20 protein-coding genes are annotated in these 19,899 nt (G+C 67.4%); 8 read left to right on the plus strand and 12 right to left on the minus strand.

The genetic code is table 11. The annotated features are described in order from the left end of the window. Positions 1 to 47 precede the first annotated feature (47 nt). From IPN02_12455 to IPN02_12470, 4 genes are all read left to right on the plus strand, one after another. The gene (locus IPN02_12455; protein MBK9297617.1) at positions 48 to 1,094 is read left to right on the plus strand and encodes a D-2-hydroxyacid dehydrogenase; all 1,047 of its coding nucleotides are present in this window, start codon (positions 48 to 50) and stop codon (positions 1,092 to 1,094) included. 104 nt (positions 1,095 to 1,198) lie between these two features. Then, positions 1,199 to 1,441, plus strand: coding sequence for a DUF4160 domain-containing protein (locus IPN02_12460; protein ID MBK9297618.1), 243 nt, complete (start codon positions 1,199 to 1,201; stop codon positions 1,439 to 1,441). After that, on the plus strand, positions 1,425 to 1,673 hold the full coding sequence (locus IPN02_12465) for a DUF2442 domain-containing protein (protein ID MBK9297619.1): 249 nt from the start codon (positions 1,425 to 1,427) through the stop codon (positions 1,671 to 1,673). Before IPN02_12460 ends, IPN02_12465 begins: the two co-directional genes overlap by 17 nt. 30 nt (positions 1,674 to 1,703) lie before the next feature. Beyond that, positions 1,704 to 2,192, plus strand: coding sequence for a hypothetical protein (locus IPN02_12470; GenBank protein ID MBK9297620.1), 489 nt, complete (start codon positions 1,704 to 1,706; stop codon positions 2,190 to 2,192). A gap of 12 nt (positions 2,193 to 2,204) precedes the next feature. On the opposite strand, the gene IPN02_12475 is transcribed toward IPN02_12470, so the two are convergent. From IPN02_12475 to IPN02_12525, 11 genes are all read right to left on the minus strand, one after another. Beyond that, positions 2,205 to 2,642, minus strand: coding sequence for a hypothetical protein (locus IPN02_12475; protein MBK9297621.1), 438 nt, complete (start codon positions 2,640 to 2,642; stop codon positions 2,205 to 2,207). Positions 2,643 to 2,766: 124 nt separating this feature from the next. Further along, positions 2,767 to 3,588 (minus strand): alpha/beta fold hydrolase, encoded by an 822-nt coding sequence (locus IPN02_12480; GenBank protein ID MBK9297622.1) that lies wholly within the window; start codon positions 3,586 to 3,588, stop codon positions 2,767 to 2,769. Between the two features lie 33 nt (positions 3,589 to 3,621). Beyond that, entirely contained in the window at positions 3,622 to 4,764 is a 1,143-nt protein-coding gene (locus IPN02_12485) for a thiolase (GenBank protein ID MBK9297623.1), read from the minus strand. Continuing rightward, a complete protein-coding gene (locus tag IPN02_12490) occupies positions 4,761 to 5,252 on the minus strand; it encodes a Zn-ribbon domain-containing OB-fold protein (protein ID MBK9297624.1) in 492 nt (163 codons plus the stop codon). The genes IPN02_12485 and IPN02_12490 overlap by 4 nt, the downstream gene beginning before the upstream one ends. A gap of 34 nt (positions 5,253 to 5,286) precedes the next feature. After that, entirely contained in the window at positions 5,287 to 5,853 is a 567-nt protein-coding gene (gene sufT, locus IPN02_12495; GenBank protein MBK9297625.1) for a putative Fe-S cluster assembly protein SufT, read from the minus strand. Continuing rightward, entirely contained in the window at positions 5,850 to 7,178 is a 1,329-nt protein-coding gene (gene sufD, locus IPN02_12500) for a Fe-S cluster assembly protein SufD (protein ID MBK9297626.1), read from the minus strand. Before sufD ends, sufT begins: the two co-directional genes overlap by 4 nt. A 2-nt stretch (positions 7,179 to 7,180) precedes the next feature. Next, a complete protein-coding gene (sufC, locus tag IPN02_12505; protein MBK9297627.1) occupies positions 7,181 to 7,930 on the minus strand; it encodes a Fe-S cluster assembly ATPase SufC in 750 nt (249 codons plus the stop codon). Then, entirely contained in the window at positions 7,930 to 9,366 is a 1,437-nt protein-coding gene (gene sufB, locus IPN02_12510) for a Fe-S cluster assembly protein SufB (GenBank protein MBK9297628.1), read from the minus strand. Before sufB ends, sufC begins: the two co-directional genes overlap by 1 nt. 181 nt (positions 9,367 to 9,547) lie before the next feature. Beyond that, positions 9,548 to 10,522, minus strand: a complete 975-nt coding sequence (locus tag IPN02_12515; GenBank protein MBK9297629.1) for an NAD-dependent epimerase/dehydratase family protein — start codon at positions 10,520 to 10,522, stop codon at positions 9,548 to 9,550. Positions 10,523 to 10,728: 206 nt separating this feature from the next. Further along, entirely contained in the window at positions 10,729 to 11,196 is a 468-nt protein-coding gene (locus IPN02_12520) for a hypothetical protein (protein MBK9297630.1), read from the minus strand. Beyond that, positions 11,193 to 11,933, minus strand: coding sequence for a DUF2786 domain-containing protein (locus IPN02_12525; protein ID MBK9297631.1), 741 nt, complete (start codon positions 11,931 to 11,933; stop codon positions 11,193 to 11,195). The genes IPN02_12520 and IPN02_12525 overlap by 4 nt, the downstream gene beginning before the upstream one ends. Positions 11,934 to 12,354: 421 nt before the next feature. On the opposite strand from IPN02_12525, the gene IPN02_12530 reads away from it, so the two are divergent. Continuing rightward, positions 12,355 to 14,046 carry an AMP-binding protein gene (locus tag IPN02_12530; protein ID MBK9297632.1) on the plus strand — a complete coding sequence of 564 codons (1,692 nt, stop codon included), beginning with the start codon at positions 12,355 to 12,357 and terminating at the stop codon, positions 14,044 to 14,046. Between the two features lie 29 nt (positions 14,047 to 14,075). Here IPN02_12530 and IPN02_12535 read toward each other — a convergent pair whose 3' ends face one another. Next, positions 14,076 to 15,761: an SDR family NAD(P)-dependent oxidoreductase gene (locus tag IPN02_12535; GenBank protein ID MBK9297633.1), complete on the minus strand. Its 1,686-nt coding sequence runs from the start codon at positions 15,759 to 15,761 to the stop codon at positions 14,076 to 14,078. 203 nt (positions 15,762 to 15,964) lie between these two features. Between IPN02_12535 and IPN02_12540 the strand changes: the two genes are divergently transcribed. The 3 genes from IPN02_12540 (at position 15,965) to ccrA (ending at position 19,878) form a co-directional block, all read left to right on the plus strand. Beyond that, positions 15,965 to 16,609: a TetR/AcrR family transcriptional regulator gene (locus tag IPN02_12540; GenBank protein ID MBK9297634.1), complete on the plus strand. Its 645-nt coding sequence runs from the start codon at positions 15,965 to 15,967 to the stop codon at positions 16,607 to 16,609. A gap of 96 nt (positions 16,610 to 16,705) precedes the next feature. Continuing rightward, positions 16,706 to 18,436: a fatty acyl-AMP ligase gene (locus tag IPN02_12545; protein MBK9297635.1), complete on the plus strand. Its 1,731-nt coding sequence runs from the start codon at positions 16,706 to 16,708 to the stop codon at positions 18,434 to 18,436. 77 nt (positions 18,437 to 18,513) lie between these two features. Continuing rightward, positions 18,514 to 19,878 carry a crotonyl-CoA carboxylase/reductase gene (ccrA, locus tag IPN02_12550; protein ID MBK9297636.1) on the plus strand — a complete coding sequence of 455 codons (1,365 nt, stop codon included), beginning with the start codon at positions 18,514 to 18,516 and terminating at the stop codon, positions 19,876 to 19,878. The last annotated feature ends 21 nt before the right edge of the window (positions 19,879 to 19,899 follow it).

A 19,899-nucleotide genomic window follows, 5' to 3' on the forward strand; every position in this document is an offset into this window, starting at 1 on the left:
GATAGCGGCAGAGTTCGCCGTTCAGCTGTCGCCCTAGGGTGCAGATCATGGAGGCATCAACCGACGGCATGGTCGTCGCCATCTCAGCATCTGAGCGAATCCCCGAGATGGAGCGCCGCTTCTTGGCTGCCCATTCCGGGGCGGAGCTGCTGTGGACCCCATATGTGGAGTCGCTGGAGGCGCGGTCGTCCAAGGCCCGGCACGGCGGCGTCAACGCTGACGGGTTGCCGACCCCGGAGATCACCGACGAGTTGCGCAACGCCTGGGCCCGCACCCAGGTTTTGGTTGGCCTGGATCTGCCGGCTGGGGTGGCCGAACTGTTTCCCCGACTGGAACTGCTCCAGCTGGCGTCCGCCGGATACGACAAGTGCGATCTGGGCGCGCTGGCGTCAATGGGGGTGCGCCTGGCGACCGCCAGCGGGCTGGCCGCACCCAGCATCGCCGAGTTCGTGATGGGTCGGCTGCTGGCGGAGTGGAAGCACTTCCGCACGCTCGACGCCCAGCAGAGGGCGCACGACTGGACCCAGCAGCTGGGCGTCGAGGTGGCGGGCCGCACCCTGGGGATCGTTGGGCTGGGCGCCCTCGGTCGGGCGATCGCCCGCCGGGCGAGGGCTTTCGACATGACCGTGCTGGCCACTCGGGCGTCGGCGAGAGCGGGGGAGACCGACCCCGAGGTGGACGAGCTCTATCCGGCGGCGGCGCTCGACGACATGCTGCAGCGGTGCGATGCGGTGGTGGCCACGCTGCCGGCCAACGAGTCGACGTTCGACATGTTCGATGCTTCGCGGTTCGCCGTGATGGCCGAGGGCACGGTCTTCGTCAACGTCAGCCGAGGCTCGCTCGTGGTTGAGACCGACCTGATCGAGGCGTTGCGGTCAGGCCATCTGCGGGCCGCCGTCCTCGACGTGACCCGGGTGGAGCCGCTGCCCGCTGACGATCCGCTGTGGGACGCACCCAACCTGTACCTGTCGCCCCACACCTCGACGTCGCTCGATCGTTACGCTGACAACCTGGTCGATCTGGCGGCGGACAACCTGACTCGCTACGTCGAGGGCCAACCGCTGCGCAACGAGGTCGAGCTCGCAGGCCGCTGAGCTGGACCTCAACGTCCTACTGGTCCATGACGGACCGGTTGCGTCGACGAGCACCACATAAGATTTTGGTTCCGGGGCCACCAGCAGGAGGGGAAGGATCCGTAGTGCCTGTCGTGCTGCGCATCGAGGGTTTTCGCTTCCTCTTCTACTCGAACGAAGGCCATCCTCGAGAGCCGGTGCATATTCACGTGCTTCGGGGTCGGGATGAAGCGAAGTTCTGGCTCCTTCCGGAGCCATCCTTGGCGTACAATGACGGTTTCAACGCCCAAACGCTCAACCAAATTCAGCGACTGGTGGAGCTACACCGAGACGACTTGGAACGAGCTTGGCATGAGCATTTCGCCTGAAGCCGTGCGCTTCGACCAGGATTGCATGTGGGTCACGCTCGATGACGGCCGCACTGTCGGCGTCCCTCTCGCGTGGTTCCCTCGGCTTCTGCACGCAACTCCTGTGCAGCGAGAAGCGGTCGAACTGAGCCGTCGCGGGTTGCACTGGGAAGCATTGGATGAGGATGTGTCGGTAGCAGGCCTTTTGGCTGGCCGCGGCGATCAGACACGGGAACGAACTCCGGCGGCCTAACACCCTCGATCCAACAGCCGTGAACCTCCGGTGGCGCTCAACACCGGTCGGCTGCGGGAAAGTAGAAATGTGACCCCCGATGCCGATGATGCGCGCCTGATCGGCGAATCGCTTGCCAACCCGGGCCAGTTTGCCGGGATCTTCGATCGTCATTCGGCCACGCTGCTGGGCTACCTGACTCGGCGCGTCGGACAGTCGAGTGCCGACGACCTGCTCGGCGAACTGTTTCGCATTGCGTTCGAGTCCCCGCATCGCTACGACCTGACCCGACCAAATGCCCGACCCTGGCTGTACGGCATCGCAGCCAACCTGTTTTGGAGCACTTTCGCTCGAACAAGCAAGGCGACGAGGCCTTGCGTCGTGTCCTACACCAGGACCGTCCCACCGACGTACCCTTCGATGATCGCATCGTCGCGGACATGGTCAACGCCCAGCGGGCTCGTCGGCTCACCGATCTGGTCGAGCGGATCACGCCGGACGACCGAGAGACGATCCTGCTCTACGCGTAGGAGCACCTGAGCTACGAGCAAATCAGCGACGCCTTGGAGATTCCCCATCGGGACCGTTTGGTCGCGCCTCAACCGGGTTCGACGACAGCTCCGTGAACTTTCGTCGCTCACCGGGAAAGAGATCGATGAACCCACACCTCGAGCCGAGGAAGGAACCCGCAAGATTTCTCAGCGAGAGTTCGACCGGCTGGGGTTCAGCGAATGGACCGTCACCGTCGATCGAAAGCGTCGGCCAGACGGTGCCTCCCGATGCGCCCATTTCATGACCGAGCCGGAGGAGAAGGAGAAGGAGAAGGAGATCCAGCTCGTCGGTATGGGCTCGGCTACCGATGGTAAGGATCCGTGGGCTCCGTTCGCTGCAGACCTCAACGAACAACTCAAGGCTGGCGTCGGAATGGAGAAGGCGGCCGACCTCACCTGCACTGGCCGAAAACACCGACCTCGAGATCAACGGCGTCATCATCCACACGGTCGCAGCAGTGCAGGTCAGCACCGTGGAAGATCCCTCAGCCTCGTGCGCGCGTGCCGACGTCAATATCGGTGGGATGGTCGCCGTGACTCTGCGCGGCCCGAAGCGCTGAGGGTCAGGCCAGCTGCGATAGGAAGTCGGCGACCCGGTCGGTCCAGGCGAACAGCTCGCCGAGCGTCGACGCCACGGACAGCTCGGCGTTGGGCAGGAGGTCGGCCAAGCGCTCAGCCGTCGAGACGGGGTGGCCGGGGTCGCCCGACCAGGCGAGGATCAGCGTCGGCGCGGCGATGGTGGCCACGGCGTCGGGGCCGGGCAGGTCGGCGTGGGCCGCCCCGCGGAACACGGCCGCCAACCGTTTCGGGTCGGCCCGCCGCAGCGACGCTGCCCGCAACTGGTTGAAGTCGTCGATCTCGGCGAACGGGTCGGGCGGCGGCACCGCCGCCGAGGCCTCGATCAGCGGTTCCACCCCGCCCTCGTCGACGATCTGGGCCATTGCCTCGTACAGACGTGCCTGATCGCTGCGGGTGTTCCAGACGGTGGGAGGGATGGTCAGCACGAGGCCTCGCACCCGGTCACCGAGGTTGAGCGCGGCGTGAAGCGCGGTTGCGGTGCCCATCGAGGCGCCGCCGAGCACGACCTCGGGAAGGCTGAGCGCCTCGATCAGCCCCACCTCGTCGAGGGCGAGTCGGTCCCAGGCGCCGTCGACGGGGGAGGCGAGCGGGCCCGACTCGCCGTGACCGCGGGCATCGAAGCGCACCACCCGGCGGGTTCGGCGGATGCGCTGCCAGTCGATCATGGGGAACTGGTCGTCCTCGGCCACGCTGCGGCTGAGGCCGTGGCCCCAGACCAGCGGCGCAGCGTCGGGAGCGTCGTCGTCGGTGGGCCCGACGTCCTCGTAGGCGAGGTCGATGCCCCGCACCCGGACCGTGTTGATCATGATGGCCCAGTGTTCATCGTGACGCCCCGGTGTTCATGAAGGCTCCGCGTTCGAGAAGACGACGCAGCCGGAGGCGGCGAACATGCCGCCGACGCCCAGGCACACCGACACCTCTGCGCCCGCCACCTGGGCCGGGGCGGTGCCCCGCATCTGACGGACGCTCTCCTGGAGGGCGTACATGCCGTACATGCCCGAGTGCATGTAGCTGAGGCCGCCGCCGTTGGTGTTCATCGGCAGCCAACCGCCGGGGGCGGTGTGGCCGTCCCACACGAACCCGGCAGCGTCGCCGGGAGCGCAGAAGCCCAGGTCCTCCAGGCCGTAGAGGGGCAGGTGGGCGAAGGCGTCGTACACCATGAGGTGGTCGACGTCGGCGTGGGTGATGCCGGCGGAGGTGAACGCGTCGGCGCCCGCCACGCTGAACGCCCGCGACGAGGTGAAGTCGGCCATCTGGGAGACCATCGGGGTCTCGGTGCTCTCGCCGTGGCCCAGCACGTACACCGGGGGGTTGGGAAAGTCGGCCGCCCGCTCGGCGGCCGTGATAATGAGGGCGCCGCCACCGTCGGTCACCAGGCAGCACTCGAGAAGATGGAACGGGTAGGCGATCAGGCGCGAGCCGAGCACGTCGTCGATCGTGATCGGCTCGCGGAACATGGCCCGGGGATTCAGCGCCGCCCAGTCCCGCTGCACCACCGCCACCTGCGCCAGCTGCTGGTGGCCAACGCCCCGCTCCTTCATAAACCGCAGCGCCGGGATCGTGAACATGGTCGGCGGGCCGGTCACGCCAAAGGGCGCCTCGAACTGTGCCGCCAGCCCGCCTCGGCCGCCCCAGGGTGCGGTGCCCACCCGCGACCGGCCGCTCTCGGCGTGGGTGATCAGCACGGTGGTGCACAGCCCGGCGGCGATGGCGGCGGCGGCGTGACGGACGTGGATCATGAACGAGCAGCCGCCCACCGAAGTGCCGTCCACCCAGTGCGGGGTGATGCCCAGGTAGTGGGCCACGTCGGTGGGGCGCTCGCCCGCGGTGGCGAAGCCGTCGATGTCGGCGACGGTCAGCCCGGCGTCGTCGAGCGCGTTGAGGGCGGCATCGGCGTGCAATTGGATCTGGCTGATGTGGGGCAGTCGGCCCAGCTCGGTGGTCTCCGCCGCACCGACGACCGCCACCCGTCCGCTGGTCACGATGCCAGCTCCGTGGTCGTTTCGGTCGTTGGGTCGACCGGTTGAAACAGCGGCATCGTGATGTCGTCGGTGACCGCCTCGAAGGTCACCGTCAGGGCCATGTCGAGCTCGAGCGCCTCGGGGGTCTGCTCGCAGCCGACGATGTTGGTCATCATCCGCGGGCCCTCCTCCAGTTCGACGACGGCGATCGAGTACGGACCGTCGAAGCCGGGATGGGGCCGGTGGCTGATCACATAGCTGTACAGCGACGCCTCGCCCGAGGCCTCGAACACCTCGACCTCTCGGCAACTGCACACCGGACAGAAGGGTCGTGGCGGGAAGTACACCTGGTCGCAGGCGTTACAACGTTGGAGCAGCAGCCGCCCGGCTCTGGTCCCGTCCCAGAAGTGCTGGGTCTCCGGTGTAGGGACCGGCACCGGTCGCCCGTTCGCTTCGCTCACTCCGCCCCCAGCGCTGTATCGGCCATGACCCGAATCGGCCAGCCTCATCCCAGACGATAGAGCAGTGCGCCGCCCGAGCGGCCTAGAGCAGGCCGAGCTGCAGCTTGACCGCGTCGCTCATCATGTGGGCGCCCCACGGCGGGCTGAACACCATCTGTACCTCGGCCTCGTCGACGCCGGGCACGGCCTCGGCCGCCCGCTTGGCGTCGGCGGTGAGCACGTCGCCCATGCCGCAGCCCGGTGCGGTCATCGTCATGTCGATCTCGATGCGGCGACGACCGTCGTCCAACATGACCTCTTCGGTGCGGTAGACCAGCCCCAGCTCGACGATGCTGACCGGAATCTCGGGGTCGTAGACCTCCTCGAGCGCCTCGGACACGTAGTCCATCGAGAACGGTCCCTTGGCCCGTTCGGCGTCGCGTGCGATCTTGGCGGCCAACTCCTCGGGCAGCTCGCGTCCGAGGGCGTCGGCGTCCATACCGTCGATGCGCATCAGGTTGCCGTAGTCGGTCTTCACCGTGAAGCTGCCGCCCAGTTCCTGGACGACGCGCACCTTCTCGCCCTCTTTGAGGACGACTTTCTCCCCGTTGGGCACGGTGATGGCGTCGATGTCGCGCGGCAGCGGCCGCATGGCCGACTGAATGGTCATGAGACCTCCAGCCGCTTGGCCTCCCGGTGGAGGTCGTCGTGCCCGATCGACACCTCGGCGTGCTTGGCGGCGACGATGCCCTTGAGGTGGTCGCGCAGCGACTTGGGCTCGATGGTGTCGATCACCTCGCGGATGAAGGCGTCGATCAGCATGCTGCGGGCCAGGTCGGCGGCGATGCCGCGGCTCTGCAGGTAGAACATCGCCTCGTCGTCCAGGCGGCCGACGGTGGCGCCGTGGGTGCAGCGGACGTCGTCGGCGAAGATCTCCAGCCACGGCCGACTGTCGGCCTGGCCGTGCTCGCTCAACAACAGGTTGCGGTTGGTCTGGTGGGCGTCGGTATCGACGACGCCGTGCCGCACGATGATGTGGCCGCTGAACGAGCTGCGGGCCCGCCCCTCGATGACCGACTTGAACTCCTGGTCGCTGTAGCAGCTCGACGCGCCGTGATCGGCGGTGATGACCGTGTCGTGGCGCTGGCGCTCGTTGAGCACCTGGATCCCGGCGAGGTTGGCCGTGGCGTGTTCACCGGTGAACGCGACGCGAAAGGCGTTGCGGGCGATTTTGGCGCCGAGCATGACCGACGTCGAGGCCAGCTTGCTGTTGGCGTCCTGGAACACGTCGGTGTGGCCGACGTGGATGACCTGGTCGGCCTCGGTCTGTACCCGGTGATGGGCCAGCGTGGCGCCGGCGCCCAACACCATCGTGGTGTCGGTGTTGTTCAGGGCTGCACCGCTGAGGCCCACGTATGACTCGATGATTGAGACCGATGCGTCCTGGCCGACGTGGATCACGGTGCGGGGGTGAGCGACCTCGAGGGTGTCGCCGGGGGCGGTCAGGTGCACCACGTGTACCGGCGCCTCGGGGATCGCCCCCGCTGCGGCGATCACGACGGCGGCGTCGCCCCCGTCGGCGCGGTTGAGCGCCTGAAACCCGTCGGACAGTTCGCTGCCATCGGCCAAGGCGACCAGAGCCTGATGGTCGGGCGGGGCCTGACTGCTCGGCCCGCACCAGACCTCGGACGATTCGGCGGCGTTGGACAGCTCGGGCGAGTAGGCACCGTTGACGAACACCAGGCGCGGGCCGCCGTGGATGCCGGCCAGCGATTCGACCGTCGCCAGGTCGACCGGGCGAGCCGGCGCCGGCTTGGCGTCGCCAAGTGCGGCGCTGAGCTCGTGGTGAGGTGAGTAGTGCCACGGCTCGTCGTGGCGGGTGGGCATGCCGTGCTCGGTGATCCAGGCGAGTGCGTCCGATCGTCGTTGTGACGTCCCGTTGGTGGCGTCGGCCGACTCCGGGCGGACCAGGTGATCGAACGGGGTGGTGGCCACGGTCACGAGGTCGGGGCGGCGAGGCTGGAGGCGTAGCCCTCGGCCTCGAGTTGGGTGGCGAGCTCGGGTCCGCCGGAGCGGACGATCTTGCCGCCGTTGAGCACGTGGACGTGGTCGGGGCGAACCATCTCGAGCAGGCGGGGATGGTGGGTGATGATGATCATCGAACGGTCGGGCGAACGCAGCGCCTCCACCGCGGTGGCCACCACCCGCATGGCGTCGATGTCCAGCCCGGAGTCGATCTCGTCGAGGATGGCCAGGCGGGGCTCGAGCAGGCTGAGCTGCAGCACCTCGTTGCGCTTCTTCTCGCCGCCGGAGAACCCGGTGTTGACCGATCGGCTAAGGAACGCCGGGTCCATGTCGAGGAGCGCCATCGCGTCCTTGGCCTTCTTCAGGAAGTCGGTGGCGGCGATCTCGGGCAGGCCCTGGGCCGTGCGGCGGGCGTTGACCGCGGTGCGCAGGAAGTACATGTTGCCCACGCCGGGGATCTCGGTGGGGTGCTGAAACGCCAGGAACAACCCGGCGTTGGCGCGATCCTCGGGCTCCATCGCCAGCAGGTCCTCGCCGTCGAAGTCGACGGTTCCGCCCAGCGTGTAGCCATCTCGTCCGGTGAGCACGTTGGACAGCGTCGACTTGCCCGCCCCGTTGGGGCCCATGATGACGTGCACCTCGCCGGCGCCGACCTCCAGGTCGAAGCCGTTGAGGACGGTTTTGCCGTCGATGGTGGCCGTGAGATTGTTGATGGAGAGCATCAGCCCACCGTCCCTTCCAAGCTGAGTCGCATAAGTGCCTGTGCCTCGACGGCGAATTCCATGGGGAGCTCGTCGAAAACGTCGCGGCAGAATCCGTTGACGATCATCGAGGAGGCGTCCTCCTCGTCGAGGCCGCGTTGGCGGCAATAGAACAGCTGGTCCTCGTCGATCTTCGAGGTTGACGCCTCGTGTTCGACCTGCGCCGTCTCGTTCTTCACCTCGATGTAGGGGAAGGTGTGGGCGCCGCACTCCGATCCGATCAGCAGCGAGTCGCACTGGGTGAAGTTGCGGGCGCCCTCGGCGGAACGCAGCACCTTGACCTGGCCCCGGTAGGTGCTCTGGGCCTTGCCGGCCGAGATGCCCTTCGACACGATCGTGCTCTTCGTGTTCTTGCCGATGTGGATCATCTTCGTGCCGGTGTCGGCCTGCTGCATGGCGGTGGTCACCGCCACCGAGTAGAACTCGCCGACAGAATCGTCGCCCTGCAGGATGACGCTGGGGTACTTCCAGGTGATTGCCGAACCGGTCTCCACCTGGGTCCAGGAGATCTTGGCCCGGTTGCCGGCGCGGCCCCGCTTGGTGACGAAGTTGTAGATGCCGCCCTTGCCCTCGGCGTCGCCGGGGTACCAGTTCTGGACGGTGGAGTACTTGATGTCGGCGTCGTCGAGCGCCACCAGCTCGACCACTGCGGCGTGCAACTGGTTCTCGTCGCGCATCGGGGCGGTGCAGCCCTCGAGGTAGCTGACGGTGGCGCCCTCTTCGGCGACGATCAGCGTGCGCTCGAACTGGCCGGTCTGGGCGGCGTTGATGCGGAAGTAGGTCGACAGCTCCATCGGGCAGGCCACGCCGGCGGGGATGAAGCAGAACGAGCCGTCGGAGAACACCGCCGAGTTGAGGGCGGCGAAGAAGTTGTCGCGGGGCGGCACCACCGTGCCCAGGTACTTCTTGACCAACTCCGGATGCTCGGCGACAGCCTCGGAGAAGGGACAGAAGATGACGCCCGCTTCGGCGAGGGTGGCCTTGAACGTGGTGGCTACCGAGACCGAGTCGATGATCGCGTCGACCGCCACGCCGGAGAGCCGCTCCTGCTCGCCCAGCGAGATGCCCAGCTTGTTGAAGGTCTCGAGGATCTCGGGGTCGACCTCGTCCAAGCTCTTGGGGCCGTCCTCCTTGGGCTTGGGTGCCGCCCAGTAGTGCATGTCCTGGAAGTCGATCGGCGGGTGGTGCACGTTCTGCCAACTGGGCTCCTCCATCTTCAGGAAGTGCTCCAATGCTGCCAGCCGCCACTCGAGCAGCCACTCGGGCTCGTTGTTCTTGGAGGAGATCAGGCGGACGACGTCGGCGTTCAGGCCCTTGGGCGAGAAGTCGGTGTCGATGTCGCTGTGGAATCCGTAGGCGTATTCCCGTTCGACGAAACTGTCGAGGACATCAGTCATGGTGCTCCTGCGGTCGCGATCAGACAATAAACCTAGCGCGGAGGGTGTTTATTGACAAGACGCCGGAACTCGGCACGAATTGCCGGGCCGACCGACGCCCGGGTGCCCCAAGTTACGCGATCGACCCTCGGTTCCCCCATCGGGAGGGCAGGTGGTTCGGCGTTTCGTCGTTCGGCGCGGTTCAGCGCCGTTGGTCGGCGAACCACTTGAGGGTGTCGGCGACGGTCTCGTGGATTGGCCGCACCCGGTAGCCGAGCTCGGTGGCGGCCTTGAAGTGGCTGACGCTGGGGGCAAAGCGGAGGGCGTGCAACGAGTCGGGGGTGAACAGCGGGATCCTCGTCCGCGGGGTCAGCTTCATCACCAGCGGTCCGAGCGGGGTGAGCAACGACAACGGCACGTCGAACCTCGGGGCCCGGGTTCCGGAGATCTCCGCGACGAGCTGTCCGAGCTCCTTGAGCGTGATCCGGGTGCCCGACAGGAGATAGTTCTCGCCACGGCGCCCGTGTTCCCATGCGGCGATCAGGCCGTTGACCACCTCGCGGACGTCGACGAAGTCGAAGCCGCCGGCGACGTTGACCGGGATCTTCCGGTCGCGCAGCTCCAGGATGGTTTCGCCCATTCGGGACGGGGCATAATCGTGTGGACCGATCACCCCGGTTGGGTTGACGATGACCACGTCGAGGTCGTCGCCCGCCGCCTTGAGCAGCGCCTGCTCGCCGGCGTACTTCGACCGGTCGTACGCCGGGGCATGTTCGTCGATCGTGCGCGGGCCGGTCTCGTCCAGCGACGGCCCGCACTTCTCCAGATCGAAGGCGTGCACCGAGGAGCAGTGCACCACGCGCTCGACCCCAGCGTCCCGGGCGGCGTTGGCCACGTTGGCGGGTCCCTCGACGTTGACCTTCCGCACCTCGCCGGTCGGGTCGCCGACGATCGAGATCATCGCAGCCAGATGAAAGACGACGTCGGCGCCGTCGAACGCCGCAGCGAGGGAGGAGCGGTCGCGGACGTTCACCTCGACGAAGTCGACGTCCAGGCCGTCGAGGGCTGGGCTGCGCCGAAGGTCGGCCGCGCACACCTCGATCCCTCGGTCGAGCAGGCTGCGGAGGAGGTTGGCTCCGACGAGCCCGGAGGCTCCGGTGACGGTGGCACGGGTCATGGCGGTCCTCGCGGGGTATTGGGGCACATTGGCGTCCCGGCCGCACCGAGCACGCCATCGATGCAGCCGATCCTACCCGCCGATGCCGCCAACGGTTCCGGTCGCCGACGATCGGGATTGCCCTGGCGATGTGCGGTGAGGTTCGGGTGCGCTCACCATTCCAAACTGGTTGGGAATCGACCGGATGACTCGGCTCGACCCGGACCTCACCAAGTGGTTGCGTCGTGTCCGGTGGCGGGTAGCCGGCTGTTGAGCTGGGCGCACAATTCCGTAGCGGCGGGGAAGCCGCACTCCCGTCGCCAGAGCTCGACCAGCGCATTTCGAAACGGGGCGTCGTGCCCGGAACCGGACGCGACGTGGCCGAGCTCGTGGCACACCGCCGTTGCCGTCCAGTGCTCTCCGTCGACAAACCACAGGATTCCGGCTCCGTCGCGCCTGCAGGCGGCTGAGAAGGTGGCGGTTCGGGACCGGCGTTCCACGTGAACCTCGATGGGTGCTCCGGGAAAAGTGTCCGCCCACCAGTCCGAGCACACGATTGCTTCGACGTGGGTGCGGAGCTCGGCGAACGTGCGGTAGCGCCGTGGCGGGAACGCCGCTGAGGCAGCATCCTCGGCCGCGTAGACGGCGCCAGCCCGGGCATCGCCGCCGGCCGTCTCAGCGCTGCGGGTGCTCACCGGCGCAGCGCCCTGGGACTGGGCTTCAGATGTCCGCCCAGCTCGGCTCGATCGCCGGCACGCTTGCCCGCCCGGGCACCGGAGGACGAGCTGCCGCTGCTGACGTAGCTGCTGCGCAGCCGCGGGAACTGGCGTCGGGTCTCCTCGTCCACCCGCTTGGAGCGGTCGATCAGCACGAGGGCCGCCGAGGGCTGCGACGCTCCGGCAACGCGATCGTGTTCGACGCCGGCAGTGTGACGCGCCGACTGAAGCCGCTCGTCAACCCGGTTGGAAAACGCCACGATGAAGCTGCGACGCCACTGAGCGGTCGCCGTCGGAGTTGGCTGCCGGGACTCGTCGGCCAGCATGGCGCGGGTCATCTGCACGAGCAGCGAGGAGAACAACAGCTCGGTCACCTCGACGTCGTGGCCGAAGCCGATCAGCGCCACCCGATGGCCATTCGATGAGGTGCTCAGTCGGATCACGCGACATCCGTTTGCCTGGGCGACGACACCGAGCAGCACGGTCTTTCGGTTGGCATAGGGCGCCGTGACGTCGACGGTTCTCGTGATCGGGGCCGAGCGCTCCTGCTCGGGCGTGTCGGCCCACACCATCGCCTCGTCCAGCTCCCACTTTGAGACCAGCGCCGCCGCCTTTGACAGGTAGGTGGTCGCCTCGTCGGGAAAGTTGGTCTCCTCGGCCTTGGCGAGCAGGGCGCGGACCTTGCGCAGACGGTCCGAGGCGAGTGGGTCGCTCACGACGTCGCCCCAACCAGCTCGATGAGTTCGTTCAGGTGTGGGGGGGGCTGGGGGGGGGGGGTCGGGGGGGGGCGAGTCCCGGCAGAGGGTGGGTCGGTTTGGGCCGTGGTGCGAAGGCCGGGCTGGCGCCGTCGGTATCGAACAGTGTGTGGTCGAAGTCGAACAGCACGGTCGAGTAGGTCATGTCCGCCTCGGGTTGATCGGGCATCGGGGGGACATCCGACGATAGGGCACCTGACGCTCGATCACAGTGGGCCACGCTCCCCGGGTTGCGTCCCTCGCCAGGGACGTCGTGTGAGGAGCGGCCCGCCCTCGCTCCTCGATGCTGCCGGGCGATCTGTCGACCACGCGGTGCAGCTACTCTCATCCCGTCCGGGGCGACCACCCGGCGATTGATGACGCCACTGGGGGCCACCGAGCGATGTCCACGCCAACCGACACGACGCCGACCGAACAGCCGCAGGGGGACGAGGAGCCGATCAACGTCCCGGTCAGCGATGTGGGCTCGGACACACCGATCGAACTCGATCACGACACCGTCGCCCGGTTTCAGTTCCACGGACGCGACGTCGGTTGGCTGATCGAGCGGCGGGCCGCCGAACGCAGCGACCACCCCTTTCTGGTCTGGCAGCCCAAGGCCGGGCCTGCCCGCACCTGGACCTACGCCGAGTTCGCCGCCGCCAGCGCCGAGGTCGCTCGTGGGCTGATCGCCCGCGGCGTCGGCGTGGGCGATGCGGTGCTCATCCACGCCGAGAACTGCCCCGAAGCGGTCATCGCCTGGTATGCGGTCGCCCGCCTGGGCGGCATCGCGGTCACGACCAACACCCGCAGCGTCGCCGCCGAGCTGAGCTACTTCATCGAGCACTCGGGCGCTGTGGGCGCCATCACCCAGCCGAAGTTGGCGGCGGTGGTGGCCGAGGCCGGGCCTGATTTGGCCTGGACGGTGGTGACCGAGGACAACTCCGGCGAACCGGCAGGCTCCGACGAGGCGGCGCACGGTTTTGAGCCGTTCGAGGCGTTGATGGGTGACCCCGGAGCGCTGCCGGCGCTCGAAGCGGACCCGCTGCGCCCGGTGAGCATCATGTTCACCTCCGGCACCACGTCCAAGCCCAAGGCGGTGGTGCACACGCACGGCAACGTGCTGTGGAGCGCCACGGTCAACCCACCCAACATCGACTTCGGGCCCGACGACACCTACATGTGCTACCTGCCGTTCTTCCACATCAACACCCAGGGATGGGCGATGTGGACGGTGCTCGGTGCCGGCGGCACCGTCGTGCTGCAGCCCAAGTTCTCGGCCAGCCGTTTCTGGGAGGTCATCGCCGCTCACGAGGTCACCCACCTGTCGCTGATCCCGTTCGTGTTCAAGGCGGTCGGTGCCGAGCCGATCCCCGAGCAGCACACGGTGCGAGTGGGGGTGTTCGGCCTGATTATGCCGTTCCTGGACGAGTGGTTGGGCATGCGGGTGATGGCCGCGTACGGCATGACCGAGCTGGTGACCCATTGCGTGCGCTCCGACCCCAACGAGGTCTACCCCGACATGGCGATGGGCAGGGTGGCGCCGGGCTATGAGCTGATGATCATCAACCACGGCACAGGCCGCCCCGCCGAGGTGGGCGAGATGGGCGAGCTGTGGATCCGTGGGGTGCGGGGCATCTCGGTGTTCCAGGAGTACCTGAACAACCCGGAGGCGAACGACAAGATGTTCACCGACGACGGTTGGTGCAGGACCGGCGACGTGGTGCGCCTCGAGGCGGACGGCAACATCTTCTATTGCGACCGGGACAAGGACGCGCTGAAGGTGGGCGGCGAGAACGTCTCGGCCCGCGAGGTGGAGGATGTCTGTCGTACGGTCCCCGGCATCGACGACATCGCCGTCGTGGCCAAGCGCCACGAGATGCTCGACATGGTGCCGGTCGTCTTTGTGATCCGCACGGAGACCGCCGAGCCCGAGGCGATCATGTCCGATGCGATCATCGCGGCGTGCCGCAGCGTCCTGGCCGACTTCAAGGTGCCCCGCGCGGTGTACTTCGTCGAGGAGTTTCCCCTCGCCGAACTGGGCAAGATTTCCAAGAAGGACCTGCGCGAGCTCGCCGACTCCTTCGAGGCATGACGATCGGCTGACCGGATGGGGCGGCCGAGTCAGTAGCCCGAGTACCGCTTGAGGGCCAGGCGATGAAGGCGGGCGGGCGCCCGGTTGATGATCGTTCGTTGCAGCCTGGACCCGGGGCTGTCGACGACCCAGTGGACACGCGAGCGGTCCTCGGTGGCCGAAACGATGGCGTTCGCCACGTCTTGAGCGCCCAGGTTGACGCCGACAGCATCGACGATGTCGCCGTCGGCCCCGTCGAGCATCCCCGTGCCGACGAAGCCTGGAGCGATGTCGCACACGTGGATGCCGTGTTGCTCCCATTCGATGTTGATCGCTTCGGTGAACCCCTTCACCCAGAATTTGCTGGCGGAGTAGCTGGCCAGCTGGGGGACGCCGTAGTCGGCGGAGGCCGAGCACATGTTGATGACCTGCGGGTCGGTTCCCCCCAACAGGTACGGGAAGGCCAGGTGGGTGCAGGTGAGCACGCCGTCGACGTTCACACCGGTGATCGTCCGGTGGCGGGAAAGGCTCAGCGATTCGAAGTCGCCCATCGAGAGCAGGCCGGCGTTGTTGAGCAGCGCGTCGAAGGAGCCTCCGTGAGCGTTGGCGAAGGCGGCCATGACCGCGCCGACGCGCTCGGCGTCGGCGACGTCCATGTGTTCGTAGCTGTGGCGGTCGCCCAGCTCGTCTCGAACGGCGGCGAGCGCGTCGTCGTTCACGTCGGTGAGGCACAGCACCCAGCCCCGGCCCGCCAGCAGCCGCGCGGCGGCCAGACCGATGCCGGCACCCGCCCCGGTGATCACCATCGTTCTTGGCGGCACGCTGGGCCCCTCGAGCACCGTCGACCGAAGAAACTCGATCTGCTCGCCGACGAACACCTCGAACGCCTCCCCGGTGTAGGGCTCGAAGTGGCCGACGTCATGAACTTTCAAGGTGACGTGGCGACCGGCGCCGGCCGCCTTGATCGCCGCTGCCGGCGGGGTGGTCTGATCCCTGGTGCCAACCTGCATCAGCACCGGCACGGTCAGGTGCGCCAATGCCCGGCCTGGGGAGTAGCCGGCGAGCCTGAGGCCAAACCGAGCGGCGACCCGCTGATCGAAGTCGAACCCCTCCGGTACCAGGTCGAGGTACTCGTTGGCCTCGGGGGAGGACATGATGGCCAGCTCGCCGGGTCGTCCGGTGGCGGGCACATAGTGGGGGGATCGGCCGAGCGCCCCCCGGCCGGCGTCGTAGAGCGCGTGGAGGCCGAGGCGGGCGCTGGCGGCCAGACCGGTCGAACGAGCCGACGCGATTGCGTCGGTGTGGGGTACCTGTGCGATAACGACGGCGGCATTGACACGTTGCGCCACGTGCAGCACGTGGCCACCGGACAGCGACGAGCCCCACAAAACGATCCGGGTGCCATCGACCGAGGGGCGTGTCCGGACATAGGCGACAGCGGCCTCCCAGTCGGCGTGTTGGGCGTCGATGTCGAGCAGTTGGCGTGGCTCGCCGTCGCTCGACCCGAAGCCCCGATAGTCGAAGACGAAAACACTCATGCCGGCGGCGGCGAAGCGCTCGGCGTAGGCGTCCAGGCGCATCTCCTTCACCGCTGCCAGGCCGTGGGCCATCACGACGCACGGTCGCCGCCGGTCATCGCTGGACGCATCGGCGTCATCGCCGCCGTCGGCAGCCGGGTACCACCAACCGGAACACCTGGTTCCGTCCACCGCAAACGTCACATCGCTTCGCCCCATGAGCATTCCCTCCGGAATGGACCGACGAGGCGGTCCTCGTGTCCCTCGCCTGCACCTCGATCGGCTGGTCGATCAGACGGCGAGCGCCTACCGTAGTCCGATAGACATTCAGAACCGACGACGTGCCAGGGGGGCCGCATGCGGGTTTGGATCGATTGGTGGCGCTGCCATGGTCGGCAATTGGGCGTGAAAGCGGTGGCGTCGTGAACGCCGACGCCGTGCCCTCTGCCGACTGGGAGAGCGCCGGCACCCGGGCCGCCCGGCACCCGGAGGACGGTCGGGCCGGTCGCACCAAGACCGCACTGCGGGAGGCGATGGTCGCCTTGGTGCTCGAGCAGGGGTACGACGCGGTCTCGGTCGAGGCGGTCGTCGAACGGGCCGCCGTCACCCGGGCGGCCTTCGCCGCCCACTTCGGCACCAAGGAGCGCCTGTTGAACGCGGTCGTCGACGAGTTTGCGGAAACGGTTGCCATCGCGTTCGAGGACGCTGACGTCGAGATCGAAGGAGGTCGCCTCAGCGTTCTTTTGGAACAGGCCCGTCGGTCCCATGATGTGTTGGCAATCATCGTCAGGGGAGAGGGTGACGGCGAGCCGTTGAGACGGTTTGCGCGCCGTATCGCCGAGGTGCTGGCCGAGGACTTCGACGACGAAATGCTCGAGGCGGGCACGACCCCCCGGGCCGATCGTCACCTCGCGATCTCGATGTGGGCCGCCGGCTTGACCGCAGCGGTCGGGTGGTTCATCGATGCCGGAGAGGGCGCCGATCCAGCGAAGGTCGCCGGCGAGGTGAACGCGATCGCCGAGCACGGCTGGGCCTGGGCGGCGGGGCGTGGAACGGTGTCGACCTAGCAACGGGCGCGCAGTCGGCGATGTTCGTTAACGTGTCGCCTGGAGCAAGTCTGCTGGGCATCAGGCGGAACAGATTTGCTGGAGGATGCACAAAGCATGTTTGTTGATCTCGTTGACATGGTGCGTAGCCGTGCCGATTCTCAGGGGGACGAAACCGTCTTCCGATTCTTGCTCGATGGCGAGGCTGACGAGCTTCCGTTCAGCTACGGCGAACTCGACCGTCAGGCTCGCGCCTTGGCGGTGCGCCTTCAACAGGAGGGACGCCCCGGCGACCGGGTCGTCATCCTGATGGCGCCCGGGGCCGAATTCGTCGTTGCGTTCGTCGCCTGCATGTACAGCGGGTTGATCGCCGTTCCGGCCTTTCTGCCCGATGTGATGAACGCCGAGCGGAGCGTTCCTCGTCTGCGGGCGATCGCCCAGGATGCCGAGGCGGTCTGCATTCTCACCGACGAATTGTTCGCCACCTTTCGGGAGCAGTTGTGGTCGGTCGCCCCGGACCTGGCTCGAACCCCGTGGTTGCTGGCCGGTGAGGCGATCCGAACCGGCGACCCCGAAGCGTGGTCCGACCCCGAGCTCGGCGGCGAAGCGATCGCCTTCATCCAATACACCTCCGGTTCGACGGCGCTCCCGAAGGGCGTGGTGCTCACCCACGGCAACCTGCTCGCCAACTCCGAGGTCATCAAGTCGAAGTGTTTTGTCGATGGCGAGTTCAGCGGCGTGTCCTGGTTGCCGCCGTACCACGACATGGGCCTGATCGGTGGGGTGCTGCAGCCCCTCTACCAGGGCCGACCGATGGTGTTGATGTCGCCGATGGACTTTCTGGCCAGGCCGCTGCGGTGGCTCCAGGCGATCACCAAGTACTCGGCGACCGTCAGCCCGGCACCGAACTTTGCCTTCGAACTGTGCGTGCGGCGCATCGCACCCGAGCAACGCGAGGGGCTCGACCTGTCGAGCTGGCGGGTGGCCTTCAACGGAGCCGAGCCCATTCGGCCGTCGACGCTGGAGCGCTTCGATGAGGCTTTTGGGCCCTACGGCTGGCGAGGCCAGACGATGCTGCCCTGCTACGGGCTGGCCGAGTCGACGCTCATGGTCAGCGGTCACGGTCCCGAGCGTCCGGCGGTCGTCACCGCCTTCGACCGCGATGCGCTCGGCAAGGGTGAGGCCCGGCCGGCAGCGGAAACCGAGACGGTCGAGCGGCTGGTCGCCTGCGGTGCGGCCGAACCCCTCCACGACATCCGCATCATCGATCCGGACTCAGCGGTTGAGCTCGACGATGGCGAGATCGGCGAGATCTGGCTGAGCGGACCAAGCGTCGGGCGGGGGTACTGGGGTCGTCGCCGTCAGACCCGGGAGATCTTTGAAGCGAAGCTGGACTCGGGCGAGGGCCCCTTTCTGCGCACCGGCGACCTTGGGTTCTTCCACGACGGTGAGCTGTACGTGGCCGGGCGCATCAAGGACCTGATCATCGTCCGTGGCCGCAACCTGTACCCCCAGGACATCGAAGGGTTGGTTGAGAAGGTCCCCGGGGTTCGGGCTGGGTGCGTGGCGGCGTTCGCTGTTGCCGCCGACGATGGTGCCACCGATGCGCTGGCCGTCGTGGCCGAGGTCGACGAGGCCAAGCTCGGCGATGCGAGCGCAGCGGTGGTGGCGATCCGCTCCGCCGTCACCGAGCACTACCAGGTCGCCCCGGCGGTCGTGACGTTGATTCGTCCCCGCTCTCTGGCCAAAACCTCGAGCGGCAAAGTGCAACGCCACGCCGCCAAGCGGGCCTTGGAGGAGGGAGCGCTCGATGCGGTGCTCGCCTGGCCACCTGAGTCGGATCGATAGCACCACCATCATCGACACCGCGCAATCGGACGACACCACACCATCAACGCCGCCGACGGCGGGAGGCAATCGTGAGCATTGACCAGATCAAAGACGCCATTGAATCGGGCGGGACGGGTGAGGACCTGGCCGGGTTGACGATTCCTGATACCTATCGGGCAGCCCATACCCTGCGATCGGAACAGGAGATGTTCGCGGACATGGCATCCGCGGACAAGGACCCGCGGAAGTCGCTGCACGTCGGCCAGGTTCCCACGCCCGAGTTGGCGCCCGACGAGGTCGTCGTGGCGGTGATGGCGAGTGCGATCAACTACAACACGGTGTGGACCTCGGTGTTCGAGCCGTTGTCGACGTTCTTCTTCCTCGACCGGTTTGCACGGGAGGGCCACTGGGAGTCCCGCCACCGCCAGGACTTTCACGTCGTCGGTTCCGACGCTTCCGGGGTGGTCGTCCGGGTTGGCAACGCGGTGCGCAATTGGAAGCCCGGCGATCGCGTGGTGATCGCCCCGGTCGTCACCCATGACCAGGATCCCGATGCCCACGAGGACCAGATGTTGTCGGCCAACCAGCGGGCCTGGGGGTTCGAAACCAACTTCGGTGGCCTGGCCGACCTGACGGTCGTTCGGGCCAGCCAGCTGTTGAGGAAGCCGACCCACCTCAGCTGGGAGGAGGCGGCGGTCAACCTGCTGTGCGCAGGAACGAGCTACCGGATGCTCGTCGGTGCGCACGGTGCACGCATGAAACAGGGCGACATCGTGTTGGTGTGGGGTGGGACCGGCGGCATCGGCGGATACGCGGTGCAGATGGTGCTGAACGGCGGCGGCATTCCGGTCGCCGTCGTCTCGTCGCCGGAGCGGGCCGAGGTGCTTCGGGAACTCGGATGCGAGTTGGTGATCGACCGCAAGGCGGAGGGCTACCGCTTCTGGTCGGACGAGCACACCCAGGACGAGTCGGAGTGGCGACGCTTCGGCAAGCAGATCCGCTCGCTGGCCGGCAGCGATCCGGACATCGTCTTCGAGCACCCGGGTCGCGAGACGATGGGTGCGTCGGTCTTTGCCGCCAAGCGAGGCGGAACGGTCGTCACGTGCGCCGCAACCAGCGGATACAGCCTCGAATACGACAACCGTCACCTGTGGATGAAGCTCAAGCGCATCATCGGCTCCCATGGTGCCAACATGGCCGAGAACGCGGAGACCATCCGTTTGCTCGACCGCGGAGCCATTCAGCCGCTCCTCACCGCGACCTTCGCCCTCGATGATGTGGGGGAGGCAGCACGTACCGTCCAGCAGAATCGCTCCGACGGCAAGGTGGGAATCCTCTGTCTGGCCTCGTCGGAAGGGCAAGGCATCGAGGACCTCGAGAAGCGGGAGCGGATCGGTGAGGATCGGATCACCTCCTGGTCCCGAAGCTTCGCTGCGAACAAAAGGTCGGTACAGGACTAACGCGGTGCGGTGTTTCCGGGG

It is taken from the genome of Candidatus Microthrix subdominans, assembly GCA_016719385.1.
GTDB lineage: Bacteria > Actinomycetota > Acidimicrobiia > Acidimicrobiales > Microtrichaceae > Microthrix > Microthrix subdominans.

Coding starts and splice junctions, on each gene's coding strand:
- IPN02_12455 (MBK9297617.1), top strand. CDS start 48: ATGGAGGCATCAACCGACGGCATGGTCGTCGCCATCTCAGCATCTGAG.
- IPN02_12465 (MBK9297619.1), top strand. CDS start 1,425: ATGAGCATTTCGCCTGAAGCCGTGCGCTTCGACCAGGATTGCATGTGG.
- IPN02_12475 (MBK9297621.1), bottom strand. CDS start 2,642: ATGACGCCGTTGATCTCGAGGTCGGTGTTTTCGGCCAGTGCAGGTGAG.
- IPN02_12480 (MBK9297622.1), bottom strand. CDS start 3,588: ATGATCAACACGGTCCGGGTGCGGGGCATCGACCTCGCCTACGAGGAC.
- IPN02_12490 (MBK9297624.1), bottom strand. CDS start 5,252: ATGAGGCTGGCCGATTCGGGTCATGGCCGATACAGCGCTGGGGGCGGA.
- sufT (MBK9297625.1), bottom strand. CDS start 5,853: ATGACCATTCAGTCGGCCATGCGGCCGCTGCCGCGCGACATCGACGCC.
- sufC (MBK9297627.1), bottom strand. CDS start 7,930: ATGCTCTCCATCAACAATCTCACGGCCACCATCGACGGCAAAACCGTC.
- sufB (MBK9297628.1), bottom strand. CDS start 9,366: ATGACTGATGTCCTCGACAGTTTCGTCGAACGGGAATACGCCTACGGA.
- IPN02_12515 (MBK9297629.1), bottom strand. CDS start 10,522: ATGACCCGTGCCACCGTCACCGGAGCCTCCGGGCTCGTCGGAGCCAAC.
- IPN02_12530 (MBK9297632.1), top strand. CDS start 12,355: ATGTCCACGCCAACCGACACGACGCCGACCGAACAGCCGCAGGGGGAC.
- IPN02_12535 (MBK9297633.1), bottom strand. CDS start 15,761: ATGGGGCGAAGCGATGTGACGTTTGCGGTGGACGGAACCAGGTGTTCC.
- IPN02_12545 (MBK9297635.1), top strand. CDS start 16,706: ATGTTTGTTGATCTCGTTGACATGGTGCGTAGCCGTGCCGATTCTCAG.